Origin of the sequence: Pseudomonas sp. PP3 (assembly GCF_905336995.1) — a bacterium.
In the GTDB taxonomy this organism is placed as follows: Bacteria; Pseudomonadota; Gammaproteobacteria; order Pseudomonadales; family Pseudomonadaceae; genus Aquipseudomonas; species Aquipseudomonas reinekei.
The window spans coordinates 5,650,199-5,664,738 of sequence record NZ_HG995459.1 but is presented as its reverse complement, the minus strand read 5'-3'; the positions used below and the strand labels follow the sequence as shown (position 1 = coordinate 5,664,738).

Here is a 14,540-nt window from a genome sequence, read left to right as displayed (position 1 = left end):
GTCGGCGGGGTCTACCCCCTCGTTGACGAACCGTCATTTTCATTCTTTAGACTGCGCCGGCCTGAATCCAGGCGACGCACTATGACTTCTTTATAGGGGACTTCGATGTCCGTACGACGCACACGCAAAGACGATGGTAGCCAATGGACAGTTGCGGACAGCCGCAGTGTTTACGGGATTCGCCATTGGGGGGCCGGGTATTTCGCGATCAATGACGCCGGTCGCGTCGAAGTTCGTCCGAACGGTCCGAGCAGTTCGCCCATCGACCTGTTCGAGCAAGTCGACCAACTGCGCAAGAGCGGCTTGTCGCTGCCATTGCTGGTGCGCTTCCCCGACATCTTGCAAGACCGCGTGCGTCAGCTGACGGGTGCGTTCGACGCCAACATCGAGCGCCTGGAATACCAGAGCAAGTACACCGCGCTGTACCCGATCAAGGTGAACCAGCAGGAAGCGGTGATCGAGAACATCATTGCCACCCAGAACGTATCCATCGGACTGGAAGCCGGCTCCAAGCCAGAACTGCTGGCGGTGCTGGCGCTGGCGCCGAAGGGCGGCACCATCGTCTGCAACGGCTACAAGGACCGCGAATTCATTCGTCTGGCGCTGATGGGCCAGAAGCTTGGCCACAACGTGTTCATCGTGATCGAGAAAGAATCCGAAGTCGGCCTGGTGATCGAAGAAGCCAACTCGCTCAAGGTCAAGCCTCAGGTCGGTCTGCGCGTGCGTCTGTCGTCCCTGGCCTCGTCCAAGTGGGCGGACACCGGTGGCGAGAAATCCAAATTCGGTCTGTCGGCGGCGCAGTTGCTGTCGGTGGTCGAGCGCTTCCGCGCGGCCGGTCTGGACCAGGGCATTCGTCTGCTGCACTTCCACATGGGGTCGCAGATCGCCAACCTGGCCGACTACCAGCACGGTTTCAAGGAAGCGATCCGCTATTACGGCGAACTGCGCAACCTCGGCCTGCCGGTGGATCACATCGACGTCGGTGGTGGCCTGGGCGTGGACTACGACGGCACGCACTCGCGTAACGCCAGTTCGATCAACTACGACATGGACGACTACGCCGGTGTCGTGGTCGGAATGCTCAAGGAGTTCTGCGACGCGCAGAGCCTGCCGCACCCGAACATCTTCTCCGAAAGCGGCCGTTCCCTGACCGCGCACCACGCCATGCTGGTGATCCAGGTGACTGACGTCGAGAAACACAACGACGACGTGCCGCAGATCGAAAACAAGGAAGCGCTGCCGGAAACCGTGCAGTGGCTGGTGGACCTGCTGGGTCCGACCGATATCGAGATGGTCACCGAAACCTACTGGCGCGCCACGCACTACATGAGCGATGTCGCGGCCCAGTACGCCGACGGCAAGTTGACCCTGGCCGAGAAAGCCCTGGCCGAGCAATGCTACTTCGCCGTGTGCCGTCGCCTGCACAACTCGTTGAAGGCGCGTCAGCGTTCCCACCGTCAGGTGCTGGACGAACTCAACGACAAGCTGGCCGACAAGTACATCTGCAACTTCTCGGTGTTCCAGAGCCTGCCGGACACCTGGGCCATCGACCAGGTGCTGCCGATCATCCCGTTGCATCGTCTCGACGAAGAGCCGCTGCGTCGGGCGGTGCTGCAGGACCTGACCTGTGATTCCGACGGCAAGATCAACCAGTACGTCGACGAGCAGAGCATCGAAACCAGCCTGCCGGTGCACGGTTTGAATGAAGGCGAGGACTACCTGCTGGGCGTGTTCCTGGTGGGCGCCTACCAGGAAATTCTCGGCGACATGCACAACCTGTTCGGTGACACCGATTCGGTGAACATCTACCAGAACGCCGACGGCAGCGTGTACCACGCCGGTATCGAAACCCACGACACCATCGAAGACATGCTGCGTTACGTGCACTTGTCGCCGGAAGAGCTGATGACCCACTACCGCGACAAGTGCGCCAGTGCCCGCATCAGTGCCTCCGAGCGCACCCAGTTCCTCGATGCCTTGCGCCTGGGGCTGACCCGTTCGTCTTACCTGTCTTCCTGAGGTAAGCACCACGCTCATCAGGTTGTCTGAAAATTTCCCGCTCGCTGCGGAAATTTCAGATTACCTGGTGCGGCGACTCTCTTTTTCCAAGCGAAACGGCCTACGTCCTCGGCTATCCAAGTCATTTGGTCTTCTTTTCGCGTAGGTCATTTCCTAAGTTGTACTTCGCCTCTCTACTCGGCCATGTCTCTCGGCGAGAATCCCCGGCCGCCCCTCCTGTAGAGAATCGCCGATGTTCGATCCAGTCAACGAACCTGAATTTCGTCTGGACGTAGCAGGTCTGTCCGACGCCTTCGAGGTCCTGGCCTTTACCGGTAGAGAAGCCATCAGCGAGCCCTTCGTGTTCGACCTGCAATTGCTGGTCGAAGACCCGGCGCTCGACCTCGCCAGCCTGTTGTACCGTTCGGCCTCCCTGCATTTCGGGCCGCAGGGAAACAGTATCCATGGCCAGTTGCAGGAACTTGTCCAGCGCGACCATGGGTCAACGCTCAGGCTCTGTCACGTGCGTCTTGGTCCGAGGCTGGCGTGCCTGGCCCAGCGTTTCAGCCAGCGGATTTTCAGCGCCAGGACGGTGCCGCAGATTCTCGATCAGGTGCTCAAGGAGCACGGCATTGTCGGCCAGAACCGGCGCTTCGAACTGGAGCGCGATTACCCGCTGCGCGATTACTGCACGCAGTACCGCGAATCGGATCTGCAATTCATTCAACGTTTGTGCGCCCAGCAGCGGCTGCATTACCACTTCGAACACCGGACGCATGGGCACTGCGTGGTGTTTGCCGATGGCCAAGGGCATTTCTGCAAGAGGGAGGCGGTTGATTTTCGCGCCGAGGGCAATCAACCGGCGCTGCGTCGATTCGAAGTGCAACGTTGCGTGGACAGCACATTGCAGAGCGCACAAGGGCATTCGGATCTGGCGACGCTGCGCAGTGGTCAGCTGATGCCGTTGTATGGTCATCCCGTGCGCCAGTGGAATCATTTGTGGTTACTCACTCACGTTGAGCATCAGGGCAGCCAGGATTGGTTGGTGCCTTACAGCAACCATGTGCGGGCGATCCACTGCGAAGCTCCGTTCGAACCACCGCATTGCGTGGTCAAACCCCGCATGCACAGCCTGCAGCGTGCCTGGGTGGTGGATGTCGATGAAGACCGGCCTGATCCATCCCGACCGGTGGCGGTGCAGTTTGACTGGCTCTATCAGGGCGAAGGGGCGGCGCCGAGCCACTGTTGGTTGCCGTTGGCGCCGGAGCTTGCATCAGCCGGCGTCGGGCCATTGAGCGAGGGTGCGGAGGTGGTGGTGAGCTTTATCGAAGGCGATCCGGACCAGCCGTTGATTACCGGGGTCATTCACGCGAGTGTGATGAAAGAGCAAGCGACGGAGGCGTCGACCCGCGATCAAGACCCACCCGAAGGCGTGCAGGACTGGCTGCGCTCAGGTGAGCCCTTGTTATTGCTCTGTCTGCTGCCCGGTGGCGGTAGCTTCAATCATTGTGCGCAGGCGCTCTGTACCTGTCGGGCATTGACGCAATCAGGCCGGAGCGGAGTCGCATGACCGACGTGCACATGCCCGATGCGATTGCGCAATGGTTGCTGCTGGACAGACCGGGCGCACCGCAGGCGAGTGTGACCTTGCAACAGACGTTGGCGCAGGCGAATCAGTTTTCACTGTTCGAGGGGACTGAATGGCATGCCTTGCGTGATCACGGTCCGCTGTTGATCGACCTGCGCACCTGCCCGGCGCTGGCAGAGGCTTGCCGACACGATGTGCGGCAGTGGCGAGGTTTGCTGCTGACCAGTGAGGCTGGCGCGACGACATTGCTCGCGCACTTGCGGCGCATGCTGACAGTCTCGTTCGGGTTGCATCATCGGGCCTTGCTGAGCTTCTACAACCCGCAGACCGCCAGTTACTTTTTCGACGCCTGCGATGCCGGGGAGCTGACACGCTGGCTGGGCCCGGTCAGCCAATTGCGTTGGTTCGGCGGGACTTGGGCTGACCGGGCGATCGGCAGTCTGGGCTGGCAGCAGTTGCTTAACCCGGGACTGGCCGTGCGCCCTTTGGCGCAAGAGGAGGACCTCAGTCCGCGGCAACGGGAAACCCTGCAAACCTGCCTGCTGGAGCATCATGCCTGGCACTGGAGCCAGGCCACCGGCTCTGATTATTCCCGCTTGTGGTCGCATCTGCAGGAGGGCCTGGCGCTGGGTTTCAGCGAACGGCCGGTATTGGACGGTTGGTTGTGGCTGCGCTTGCAATACCCTGTTGCCGCGCCCCGGTTGCCGCTGCTGGGCAACACTCAACAGGAGCGCCTGGATAACCTGCGCAACCGCTGGCAGGGCGACGATCCCCGGGCATGACGCTCGAGGTTGACGTCGCACCAGTACCCAGCACGACAGCGGCTCAATGAGCGCGGGCGAACCAGCCATCGTTGCGGCGCAGGCGCCAGGCGATAGCGCCGAGGGTCAGGCTGCGCAGCAACATGAACAACAGAAAGGTTAGCCACAGGCCGTGGTTGCCTAGCCCTTGCAGCGCCCAGGCGAAGGGCACCAGCAAGGCCACTGTCAGCAGCATGCCGTTACGCATTTCACGGGCACGGGTGGCACCGATGAAGAGGCCGTCGAGCAGGTAACTCCAGACCGCGATCAATGGCAGCGCGGCGAGGTAAGGCAGGTAAACGAAGGCGGTATCGCGCACGCTGGCAATGTCGGTCTGCATCGCGATGAACAGGTGTCCGGCAAACAGGAACAACACGGCGAACCCCAGGCTTGCCAGCAACGACCAGCCGCAAGCCACCACCAGAGAACGACGCAGCGCCTCGCGGTCGCGGGCACCGATGGCATGCCCGCACAGGGCCTCCACGGCGTGGGCCAGGCCATCGAGTGCGTGGGCGGTCAGCAGCAAGCCATTGAGCAGCAGGGCGTTGGCCGCGACAGTGGCGTCACCCAATCGCGCACCTTGTACGGTGATCAGGAAAAACACCGATTGCAGGGCCAGGCTGCGGATAAAAATGTCACGGTTAACCGCCAGCAACGGGCGCCAGCTCTGCCACCAGCCCAAGGCCGCCCAGACGATATGGCCGGGGTAGGCGCGCAACGCCTGACGGGTCATCAACAGGCCGATCAGCGCGCCGGTCCATTCGGCGATCACCGAAGCCCGGGCGGCACCGACCACGCCCCATTCCAGGCCCAGCACAAACCACAGGTTCAGGGCGATGTTGACCAGGTTGGTGCTCAGGAGAATCGCCAGCGGCGCGCGGGCGTTTTGCGTGCCGAGGAACCAGCCGACCAGTGCATAACTGGCCAGCGCCGCGGGCAGCCCGAACAACCGCGTATGGAAAAACTCGCGGGTCATCTGATCCAGTTCTGCCGACGGCTGCATGAAATGCAGCGCGACCCCGCTTAACGGCACGCCCACGGCGCCCAGCACCACCGCCAGTCCCATGGCCAGCAACAGGCCCTGCAACAAAATCTGTCGCAGTGCCGCACCATCCCCACGCCCGGCAGCCTGGGCGGCAAACCCGGTGGAACCCATGCGCAGAAAGCCCATGGCCCAGGCCAGGAAGGTGTACAGGCTGGCGCCGACCGCGACGGCACCGAGCTGATGGGCATGGGGCAAGTGACCGATGACGGTGCTGTCGACCAGCGCCACCAGCGGTACGGAAATATTCGAGAGAATCATCGGCGCGGCCAGCGCCCAGACCCGACGATGGGTAGGACGGTCGCGCCAGTCGGCAATCAGCTTGGACATGCAGGCTCCTTGGGGAGCAGGCATTGTAGCGACACATCTGCATGTACCGCGATCCGATGCAGGGGCGAGCCTGCCCGCGATGGCGGCGTGTCAGGCGACATCAATATCGACTGGACTGCCGTCATCGCGGGCAAGCCCGCCCCCACAGGGAAATGAGGGTGTCAGTGCATGATCCAGCTGAGCAACCACAACCCCAGCATCAACCAGATGATCCCCATGATGATCGACGCATTCATGAACGCGCGGATCGCTGACCACAGCAACAACAACCCCAGGATCAGGATGGCGATGCTGATGATCGACGTGTCCATGCCCAGCGCCCGGGACAAGCCTTCGACAAAATTGCTGCTGGCGCGGCTCACCAACTGGAACAGGCCGCTGAGGGCGTCAACGATAAAACGGATGACTGAGCCGAGGGCCTGACCGAGCCATTCGAAAAAACCTTCTACCTGCATGGAATGATCGTCCTGATAAGTTCGAGCGTTGGGCCATGGATCGCGGTGGCGAGTTCCCCACAAGCATAGAGTGTTGTGCATGTCCTGTGGGCGCGAGCCTGCCGCCCGATCTTTGTCACTTGCCTTCACCTGTGATCCCCCCGAAGCTATACGCCTTCAGGAGAGCCCGATGAACCTTGTTGAATTGACCGAACGCCTGCACGCCATCCGTGACCGCAATGACTGGCAGCCATTTCACAGCCCGAAAAACCTGGCCATGGCCGCCAGTGTCGAAATGGCCGAGCTGGTGGAGATTTTCCAGTGGCTGACCGAAGACCAGTCGCGGCAGTTGCCGGCGGACAAACTGGCCCATGCCGGCCAGGAAATCGGTGACATCGTGCTCTATCTATTATTGCTGTGCGGGGAGTTGGGGCTGGACATGAATGACGTGGTGCGCAGCAAACTGGCCGACAGCGAGCGGAGATTCAGCTGATGAGCGACCGTCATTTCGATCAACTGGCGACCCGCTTCGCAGAAAAAATCTACGGCGGTGCCAAAGGCGCAATTCGTCTGGCGGTGCTCCAGGCCGACCTGGCCGAGGCCCTGCCGGACCGGCCGCTGCGAGTGCTGGATATCGGCGCCGGCCTGGGCCACATGTCGTTGTGGCTGGCCGAGCGCGGGCATGAGGTGACGCTGGCCGAGCCCGCCGAACCGATGCTTGAAGGCGCCCGCCAGCGCTTCGCCGAAGCCGGGCAGAGCGCAACGTTCATTCAGGCGCCGTGGCAGGACCTGTTGGGCCAACTCAGCGAACCTTACGACCTGGTGCTGTGCCACGCCGTGCTGGAATGGCTGGCCGAACCCCACGCGATCCTGCCGGTGCTGCATCAACTGACCAAGGCCGATGGCTGGCTCTCCCTGGCGTTCTACAACCGCGATGCGTTGATTTATCGCAATTTGCTCAAGGGCCATTTCCGTAAGATGCGCAAGAACGACATGGCCGGCGAGAAGCAGAGTCTGACCCCGCAACAACCCCTTGATCCACGGGAATTGGCGGCGCAACTTGAAGGTCTGTGGCAGGTCGAAACCCAGAGTGGCGTGCGGGTTTTTCACGATTACATGCCGGTGGAGTTCCAGGCCCGCGCCGAATTGGTGGACTTGCTGGAAATGGAGCTGGCCCACCGTCGCCACCCAAGCTTTGCCGGGCTTGGGCGTTACTTGCACTGGATCTGCCGGCCGGTCTGATCGGAGCGCGAAATGAAAACTCGTTCAGGGTTGCTGTTGTTGTGTCTGGGGTTGGCTGCCTGTCAGGGCAGCAACCCGTATGTGGCGTCCTCCAAACCCATCCCGCCGGCGCCACCGCAGGCGGCCAACACCTTTGACCGCAGCGCCTACCCGGCACCGCCGCGTGACTACGGGCGCTACCGCAGCTGGGCCTGGCTCAACGGCGAGATGCCGCCGGGCACCGCGTGGGCAGATTCGGCCCAGGTCGCCGAAGCGGTCAGCAGCGCGCTTGATCAGCGTGGCTTGCGCCCGTTGCATGACAATCGCGCGGCGGACTTGTTCGTCAGCGCCGATTTGCGCATGGAAACCCGTTTGCGTCAGGTTCGGGACGATTATTACAACGGTGGCTATTACGGCGGTTATGGCGGTTACAACCGCTACAACAATGGCTACGGCGGCGCCTATGCCACAGTACCGATCATCCGCACCTACCAGGAACAGGTCGTGGTGGTGCGTGTCGATCTGTTCGATGCGCAAAGCGGCCAGCCGGTGTGGAGTTCCAGCGCGGAAACCAGCAACCGGGGCACCCAGAGCCAGCAAGTGGATGCCATACGGGAGGCTGTAGAAAAGGCCATGTCGGCGTATCCTCCCAGTTAGCCTCTGTAGATAAGAAGCCTTTCGCAGGTTCATGTCTTCAACCGGAGAATCATCATGTTCCGCCGTTTCGCTTTACTGGCAGTGATCGCTCTGCTCAGTGCCTGCGCCGCCAACCAGGTCAATCATGACTTCGACGCCAGCCGCGATTTCGCGGCCTATCGCAGTTGGAGCTGGAAAGAACCGGTCTTGCAATATCGCCCCGATGACCCACGCATCAAGAGCGACCTGACTGAGCAACGCATTCGCCAGTCGGTCAGCGAACAGTTGGATCAGCGCGGGTTGCGCCAGGCTGCCGCCGGCGCCAAGGGTGACTTGAGTGTGCAGACCTACCTGATTGTCGAAGAGCGTCAGCAACAGGTGACCACCAACTACGGCGGCGGTTGGGGTAACCCGTGGAACGGCTACTGGGGCGCGCCGATGTACAACGAAACCCGTCTGGTTAACTACAAGGTGGCGACCCTTCAGATCGACCTGCTCGACGGCAAGGACGGCAAACTGGTGTGGCGCGGCAGCGACGAACAGATGCTCAGCCGCACGCCAAATCCTACGGATCGCAGTAATGCGATTCGCGAAACCGTCACCCGGATCCTGGCCAACTATCCACCCAGGTAAAAACACCAGGCAAACCTTGTAGGAGCGAGCTTGCTCGCGATAGCGATGTATCAGTCAGCATTTGTGTCGACTGGCACGCCGCTATCGCGAGCAGGCTCGAGTTGTTTTTCGGTCGCAGAAATGGCGAGTTGCCAGCAGCCTCGCCAACCCTTGTCTACACTGTTTTTACCTATGGAGGTTGCGCTCGGCAACGCGCCGGCAAAGGAGTGCGCCATGTCCCCCCGCATGCAGTTTCGCGGCCCGGCCCGGCAACGGGGGGCAATCGGTTTGATGGCGGCCGGCACCCTGGCGCTGGCGCTGGGGTTCACGCTGCTGGTGATCGATACCGGCAGGCTGTACATGGAGCAGCGAAAGCTGCAACGGGTGGCGGATGTTGCTGCCCTGGAGGCTGTCAGTCGTGGCGGTAACTGCGTGGCCGGGTTGAGTGCCGCTGCGTTTGCGACGCAAAGTGCGGCTCGCAATGGTTTCGTTGTGAATGGCGACAGAACGCTTGTTACCGAGTGCGGATCCCTGTTGACAGGCGCCGACAACTTGCGCGCTTTCACCGTCGATGCGGGCAAATCGTCGGCTGTCCGGGTGATAGCCAGCAACACCGTTGACGCCAGCGTCGCTGTCGGTATCTGGAATCTGTTTTCCGGTGCGCCAGTGAGTCTCGGCAAGCAACTCAAGGCAACAGCCGTAGCCGCATTGCCCTCACCTGCGCTCGCGCAGCTGAGTATTCGAAGTACCGTCGCCAATGTCAGTTTGTTGAACCCGCTCTTTTCAGCACTGCTCGGAAGTTCGGTGAACCTGACGCTTGCCAGTTGGAATGGCTTGCTGTCGGCCCACCTCAATTTGCTTGAGTACTTGAATCAACTGGCGATCGATCTCGGCGTTACGGCGGGTAATTACGAGCAACTGCTGACCGCTGATGTCACCATCGGCGAGTTGATAAAAGCCGCCGCCAAGGTCGCTTTGCGCAATGGTGCAACGGCTGAAGTAATAACAGGGCTCAATGCATTGGCCGCGGCCGCCATCAGCCCCACCACCGTTCATTTGGGTGACTTCCTGAAGCTCCAGACTGGCGGGGGCGCTTCTGGGTTGAATGCGGATTTGAACGTGTTCCAACTGATCCAGGGCCTTGTTCAGTTTGGCAGTAGCCAAAATGCGCTGGCGGTGAACCTGCCTGTCAACCTGCTGGGCCTGGGGTTGGGAGCTACCGCGCAAATCAAAGTGATTGAACCGCCGCAGTTCTCGGTCATTGGTAACCCGGCATTGGCAAAGCTCGACCCATTGGGCGTCAACAAAATTTATGTGCGTACCGCACAGGTCCGGATACTGGTGACTGTGGATCTATCCTTGGCGACCACGTTGGTGGGTGTCGTGACGGATCTATTATCACTGGTCACAGGATTGCTTGGTCTAGATTTGCGGGTACTCCCCAATCCCAACCTCGATATCAGTCTTGAGGCAGGTGGAGGTAATAGCTATGTCACCGATTACACCTGCATCAGCGACACCAACAAAAGTTTGACGGCCAGAACGACAACCGAACTCGCCAGGTTGAGAGTCGGTCGAGTCAATTCGGATTGGGCATCGTCCACGGCTGCGCTGACAGTAGCGCCGTTGCCGCTTCTGGATATTGGCTACAAATCCTGCCCAAGCTGCGCGCGTACAGCCTACGCTGGTGGGGGGGCGGATATCAGGATCGATAGCCCGGCGCTGCAAAATTCTGCTAATTACACCTTCATCAACCCGCCCAAAGTGGGTCTGCCGGGATCTGAGCCGCCGTATACATTGACAGCCTCCAACGCTGTGGCAGGGATGTCTCAAGCGGTCAGTGGAATACAACTGATCGTTCATGCCCCGACGTTCAATCCAGGCGTGTTACTGGGTTTGGTGTTCAATACACTGCTTGGCCTGGTTAATCAGGTGCTGGCGCTACTGGTCACGACGCTCAGTAATATCCTCAGTCCATTGCTAGATAGTCTATTGAACAATGTATTGCTGACGCTGGGCATCGAGGTTGGCAAGATTCAGGTCAGTGGCAACCTGAGCTGTGGTCAGCCAGGCAAAGCCTACCTGGTGATCTGATCCGCCGGCACAACCGGCAGCTCGATGCAGAACCGCGCGCCCTCGGTGGAATTCCTGACGCTGAGTTTGCCGCCCATGTTCTCGACAATGCCGTAACTCACCGACAACCCCAGGCCGGTGCCGACACCCACCGGTTTGGTGGTGAAGAAGGGTTCGAAAATCCTTTCCAGCAAGCGCTCGTCTATGCCTCCGCCATTGTCCTCGACCCACAGTCGTACCGACTGCTCGTCCCGTTCGGCGTACACCGCAATCCACGGTTTGAATTCAGGATGGCTTTCGCGTTTGCCGAGCAACGCATCCCGCGCGTTGACCATCAGGTTGATCAGCACTTGTTCGAGCTGATCGACATACCCGCGCACCTGCACTTCAAACGCGGTTTCGCTGATGCGCAGGTCGACGCCTTTACCGCGCATGCCTTCGGCCAGCAGTGACAGCGTGCCTTCGATGGCCTGGGCCGGGTTGAACGGGTGTTGTTCGATCTCCGAGCGACGGCCGAACACGCGCATGTGGTCGACCACGCGCGCGGCGCGTTGCACTTGCGTGTCGATGCGGTTGAGCTTGTCGGTCAGGTAGTCGACCTGCACCTCGCCATTGCTCAGGCGTTTGAGCACATTGACGATGGCCATGCGCATCACGTTCAGCGGCTGGTTGATTTCATGGGCCAGGCCTGTGGCCATTTCGCCCAGGGTGGCCATTTTCGCGCTTTGCGTGAGTTGCTGCTGGGCGCGGCGCACTTCGGTGTTGTCGCGGCCCACGGCCTGCACTTCGAGCAACTGGCCGTGCGCGTCGAACACTCCGCGATCGGACCAGACCCACCAGGCGTGTTCCCGGCCCGGCAGTTGCAGATTGATTTCCGCGGTGCTGACCGGGAACTCCGGGCTCAGCTGGCTGAGGCGCTGGAGGAAGGACTCACGCTGTTGCGCTGACATCCAGCTACCGAGATTAACCCCCGGCAATTGCTCGGCCGCACACTCCAGATAGGTCGCCAGTGGCCGGTTGCCAAAGGTCAGCGTCAGGTCCGGCCGGTAGCGGCAGATCATCGCCGGCGAATCTTCCACCAGAATCCGGTAGCGCTCTTCGCTCTGTTTGATTTGCTCGGTGGCCAGGGTGACTTCGGTGACGTCCAGCCACAGGCCGACGGCCTCCACCGGCAGGCCCAGGTCATCACGCAGCAGCTTGGCTTCGTCGAGGATCCAGTGGTAATCACCACGATGGTCGCGCAACCGATAACGGACGCGCACCGACCCTTCGCGCAACAGCAAACGGCTACGTTCGAAATAGCGGTCACGGTCTTCGGGATGCACCTTGTCCACCAGCGCGGCGCCGGCACAATCGGCGAGCGCCCAGCCGAGCAGCGGCAGCAGGCTGTCACTGTAGAAAGTCGGTTGCAGCGCGCCTTCGACATACTGCTGCACGTAAATCACGGCCGGGGAACTGGCGATCAGATTGTCCAGCCGCGCATGAGCGGTTGCCGCTTGTTGCTCCTGGTTCTTGATATCGCTGATGTCGAGCATGAACCCTACGAGGCGACGATTTTTGCCGACACCCAGCGCCTGGCCTTGCAGGCGATACCAGACCGGGGTGGTCGCCGCATCGGGGCGATACAGGCGCACGCACAGCAACAGAGGGAGGCTTTCGTCCTGCAACGCTTGCAGGCGACTGCGCAATTCTTCACGGTCGGCGGGATGCACTTGATCAAGCCAGTCGTGCAACGGCAAGCGTGTATCGACAAGATTCAGGGCGCTGGCCAGGGAGGGGGCCAACTGCACCTGAGCGGTGTCGCTGAACATCTCCCACCAACCCGTGCCGAGCAGGGCTTGCAGCGATTCCAGACGCTCCAGTTGCAGATGATGGCGGTGCTCGCGCAGGCGCTCCAGCAAGGGGCTGGCGAGGGCCGCGGCAAACTGCAACCAGTCGCGCTCGCCGACGTCCGGCGCCCGTTGTTGCACCGCGTAGCAGCCGCACAGCAGCCAGGCGACCACGCCTTGGGCATCGTGATAAGGCACGGCGAAACCCTCGGCATTGCCAAAGATGCTTTGCAGGCGAGGGTGTTCAATAGGGATCAGCGCTTGAGGCGTGGAGCCGTTCAGGCTATCGAGGCCGGTGCCCAGGCGCTGAGCGTTTTGCCACAGGCGGGGCGCGTCGAACGCTGCATAGTGCTGATGGATCTGCCAGCCCTGTTCATCTTCATCGAGCAACGCCAGGGCGATGCACGGGATGTGAAAACGCTGGGCCAGGCTTTGCAGGTGATCGGTCAGTACATCGGGTAAACGCGACAGGCTACACAGGCGCAATTGCTCGCCGATTTGCACCGCGAGCAACTGGCATTGCTCGCGCAAACGCGATTGACGGCGGTCAACCAGCAGGTCACCGATGTCCAGCAATTGCAGGAGCCAGGCGTCGGCCTGGGGCTGAATCCAGCCGCGCAGGTGCAGCGGTTGGCCGCTGAGGCTGTAAAAATCCAGATCCAGGTTCTGCCCCTGCCAATCAGCAGGCACGCCCTCGACCACCAGGCTGCAATGGGGCAACAGAAAATCGAGCAGGTGCGGCGCGCGCGCGGTGGGCGTCTGCTGCGCCAGCGCATGCCGTAACGAGCCGGTCAAATTCAACACGCGCCCTTCGGCATCCAGATGCATCTGCAGGCCGATGCCGTGCACGCTCAGCGGCTCCGGGAGCGGCTGAGGCACTGGCGGATGGCGATTGAGCAGACGCCCGAAAAGTTTGTCGCCGGCACTCAAAATTGCAGGCTCGAACTGGCAGTGAGCGTCGCTGGCAAATCAGGCACTTTACCGATCCCGGGCAGCGTCAGAAACGGAATGACCGCACTCAATTTGTTGGTGGGGTAATTGATGCTGACCTGCAGCACGCCAGCCGTGTAGGTGGTGGTGGCATCTGTATCGACATTGAAGTTCAGCCCGGCAGGAATCCACGCCAGTTGCCGGGTCAGTTCCTCTTTGACGACGGTTTTGAGTGCCGCTTCATAACCGGGCGTGTTCGGGTCCAGCGCCACGCTGCGGCGTATGGCTTCGGCGGTCGACTGGTTGAACGACTGCATCAGCAACAGCGGCAGGCTGTACGTGACAATTCCGTAGAACACCGCGAAAAAGATGACGAACACCAAGGCAAATTCAATCGCGGCGGCGCCTTTTTGTTTGCGGGGGAGGCTGGTTTTCATGAGTGCGTCTACCCTGACCATCACGAGGTAATGTCAGCATAGAATCATTCAGCCAAAACGGACGTTTTTTACCGGATGCAGAGCATTGTCTTACTGATCTGGCTGACGCTATGCGCAGCGCAGGATGCACGACAACGACACATCGCCAATGGATTGACCGTGGGCGCAGGGGCATTCGCATTGGCGTATTTGCTGTGGAGCGGCAGCACCTGGCTGGGCGCGCCCGCGGAGCAGGGCGGCTGGGCGGCGTTGCTCGCGCTGGCATTCACGCTACCCGGTTACGCGCTGCGAAGGCTCGGTGGCGGTGACGTGAAACTCATGATTGCGTTGGGGCTCGCGACCGACGGTCGGCATGTATTGGGCGTATTTATCGGCGCAGGGTTGGCCAGTGTGTGTTGGCTGCTGCTGGCGCCAAGAGTCTGGCTTCATATCGGTCAAGGGCTTAGAGATCGTCTGCTTTATCTGCAACCCGGAATGTCAAAAAAACAACCCTTCGCGCCCTTTCTGTTGGTGGGGTTATTGCTCACATTTGCCTGGCTCCGCTAGACGTGCGGATTTGTACAGAGTCGAAAAGTACAGCTACTTTCATACTACTAACAGTTGTACAGCC

General features: G+C 60.8%; 13 protein-coding genes. 9 read left to right on the top strand and 4 right to left on the bottom strand.

The genetic code is table 11. The features are described from left to right. Positions 1–105 precede the first annotated feature (105 nt). From speA to KHO07_RS25720, 3 genes are all read left to right on the top strand, one after another. Positions 106–2,019 (top strand): arginine decarboxylase, encoded by a 1,914-nt coding sequence (gene speA / locus KHO07_RS25730; protein WP_150735702.1) that lies wholly within the window; start codon positions 106–108, stop codon positions 2,017–2,019. A 232-nt stretch (positions 2,020–2,251) separates the two neighbouring features. Beyond that, complete coding sequence (locus tag KHO07_RS25725; RefSeq protein WP_212625877.1) at positions 2,252–3,568, top strand: contractile injection system protein, VgrG/Pvc8 family; 1,317 nt, start codon at positions 2,252–2,254, stop codon at positions 3,566–3,568. Then, the gene (locus tag KHO07_RS25720) at positions 3,565–4,368 is read left to right on the top strand and encodes a DUF4123 domain-containing protein (RefSeq protein WP_212625876.1); all 804 of its coding nucleotides are present in this window, start codon (positions 3,565–3,567) and stop codon (positions 4,366–4,368) included. The genes KHO07_RS25725 and KHO07_RS25720 overlap by 4 nt, the downstream gene beginning before the upstream one ends. A gap of 43 nt (positions 4,369–4,411) precedes the next feature. Here the strand turns inward: KHO07_RS25720 and KHO07_RS25715 are convergent, their stop codons facing one another. Beyond that, positions 4,412–5,758 (bottom strand): MATE family efflux transporter, encoded by a 1,347-nt coding sequence (locus KHO07_RS25715; protein ID WP_212625875.1) that lies wholly within the window; start codon positions 5,756–5,758, stop codon positions 4,412–4,414. Between the two features lie 161 nt (positions 5,759–5,919). Then, entirely contained in the window at positions 5,920–6,213 is a 294-nt protein-coding gene (locus tag KHO07_RS25710; protein ID WP_075947838.1) for a hypothetical protein, read from the bottom strand. Positions 6,214–6,382: 169 nt separating this feature from the next. Here KHO07_RS25710 and KHO07_RS25705 point away from each other — a divergent pair, with 169 nt between their 5' ends. The 5 genes from KHO07_RS25705 (at position 6,383) to KHO07_RS25685 (ending at position 10,755) form a co-directional block, all read left to right on the top strand. Continuing rightward, entirely contained in the window at positions 6,383–6,685 is a 303-nt protein-coding gene (locus tag KHO07_RS25705; RefSeq protein WP_056852476.1) for a MazG-like family protein, read from the top strand. Further along, the gene (locus KHO07_RS25700) at positions 6,685–7,434 is read left to right on the top strand and encodes a methyltransferase (protein WP_150735697.1); all 750 of its coding nucleotides are present in this window, start codon (positions 6,685–6,687) and stop codon (positions 7,432–7,434) included. Before KHO07_RS25705 ends, KHO07_RS25700 begins: the two co-directional genes overlap by 1 nt. A gap of 12 nt (positions 7,435–7,446) precedes the next feature. After that, on the top strand, positions 7,447–8,070 hold the full coding sequence (locus KHO07_RS25695) for a DUF4136 domain-containing protein (RefSeq protein ID WP_150735696.1): 624 nt from the start codon (positions 7,447–7,449) through the stop codon (positions 8,068–8,070). A 54-nt stretch (positions 8,071–8,124) separates the two neighbouring features. Then, entirely contained in the window at positions 8,125–8,682 is a 558-nt protein-coding gene (locus KHO07_RS25690; RefSeq protein ID WP_150735695.1) for a DUF4136 domain-containing protein, read from the top strand. Between the two features lie 213 nt (positions 8,683–8,895). Next, positions 8,896–10,755, top strand: coding sequence for a pilus assembly protein TadG-related protein (locus tag KHO07_RS25685; RefSeq protein ID WP_212625874.1), 1,860 nt, complete (start codon positions 8,896–8,898; stop codon positions 10,753–10,755). On the opposite strand, the gene KHO07_RS25680 is transcribed toward KHO07_RS25685, so the two are convergent. Further along, positions 10,740–13,493 carry an ATP-binding protein gene (locus tag KHO07_RS25680; RefSeq protein WP_212625873.1) on the bottom strand — a complete coding sequence of 918 codons (2,754 nt, stop codon included), beginning with the start codon at positions 13,491–13,493 and terminating at the stop codon, positions 10,740–10,742. The two genes, KHO07_RS25685 and KHO07_RS25680, sit on opposite strands and share 16 nt — an antisense overlap. Beyond that, complete coding sequence (locus KHO07_RS25675) at positions 13,490–13,930, bottom strand: TadE/TadG family type IV pilus assembly protein (RefSeq protein ID WP_150735692.1); 441 nt, start codon at positions 13,928–13,930, stop codon at positions 13,490–13,492. Before KHO07_RS25675 ends, KHO07_RS25680 begins: the two co-directional genes overlap by 4 nt. A gap of 75 nt (positions 13,931–14,005) precedes the next feature. On the opposite strand from KHO07_RS25675, the gene KHO07_RS25670 reads away from it, so the two are divergent. Beyond that, positions 14,006–14,476 carry a prepilin peptidase gene (locus KHO07_RS25670; protein WP_212625872.1) on the top strand — a complete coding sequence of 157 codons (471 nt, stop codon included), beginning with the start codon at positions 14,006–14,008 and terminating at the stop codon, positions 14,474–14,476. Positions 14,477–14,540 lie beyond the last annotated feature (64 nt).

What these genes read in the sequence shown, in the direction of transcription:
- speA (WP_150735702.1), top strand. Translation starts at nt 106, where the DNA reads ATGTCCGTACGACGCACACGCAAAGACGATGGTAGCCAATGGACAGTT.
- KHO07_RS25725 (WP_212625877.1), top strand. Translation starts at nt 2,252, where the DNA reads ATGTTCGATCCAGTCAACGAACCTGAATTTCGTCTGGACGTAGCAGGT.
- KHO07_RS25720 (WP_212625876.1), top strand. Translation starts at nt 3,565, where the DNA reads ATGACCGACGTGCACATGCCCGATGCGATTGCGCAATGGTTGCTGCTG.
- KHO07_RS25715 (WP_212625875.1), bottom strand. Translation starts at nt 5,758, where the DNA reads ATGTCCAAGCTGATTGCCGACTGGCGCGACCGTCCTACCCATCGTCGG.
- KHO07_RS25710 (WP_075947838.1), bottom strand. Translation starts at nt 6,213, where the DNA reads ATGCAGGTAGAAGGTTTTTTCGAATGGCTCGGTCAGGCCCTCGGCTCA.
- KHO07_RS25705 (WP_056852476.1), top strand. Translation starts at nt 6,383, where the DNA reads ATGAACCTTGTTGAATTGACCGAACGCCTGCACGCCATCCGTGACCGC.
- KHO07_RS25700 (WP_150735697.1), top strand. Translation starts at nt 6,685, where the DNA reads ATGAGCGACCGTCATTTCGATCAACTGGCGACCCGCTTCGCAGAAAAA.
- KHO07_RS25695 (WP_150735696.1), top strand. Translation starts at nt 7,447, where the DNA reads ATGAAAACTCGTTCAGGGTTGCTGTTGTTGTGTCTGGGGTTGGCTGCC.
- KHO07_RS25690 (WP_150735695.1), top strand. Translation starts at nt 8,125, where the DNA reads ATGTTCCGCCGTTTCGCTTTACTGGCAGTGATCGCTCTGCTCAGTGCC.
- KHO07_RS25685 (WP_212625874.1), top strand. Translation starts at nt 8,896, where the DNA reads ATGTCCCCCCGCATGCAGTTTCGCGGCCCGGCCCGGCAACGGGGGGCA.
- KHO07_RS25675 (WP_150735692.1), bottom strand. Translation starts at nt 13,930, where the DNA reads ATGAAAACCAGCCTCCCCCGCAAACAAAAAGGCGCCGCCGCGATTGAA.
- KHO07_RS25670 (WP_212625872.1), top strand. Translation starts at nt 14,006, where the DNA reads ATGCAGAGCATTGTCTTACTGATCTGGCTGACGCTATGCGCAGCGCAG.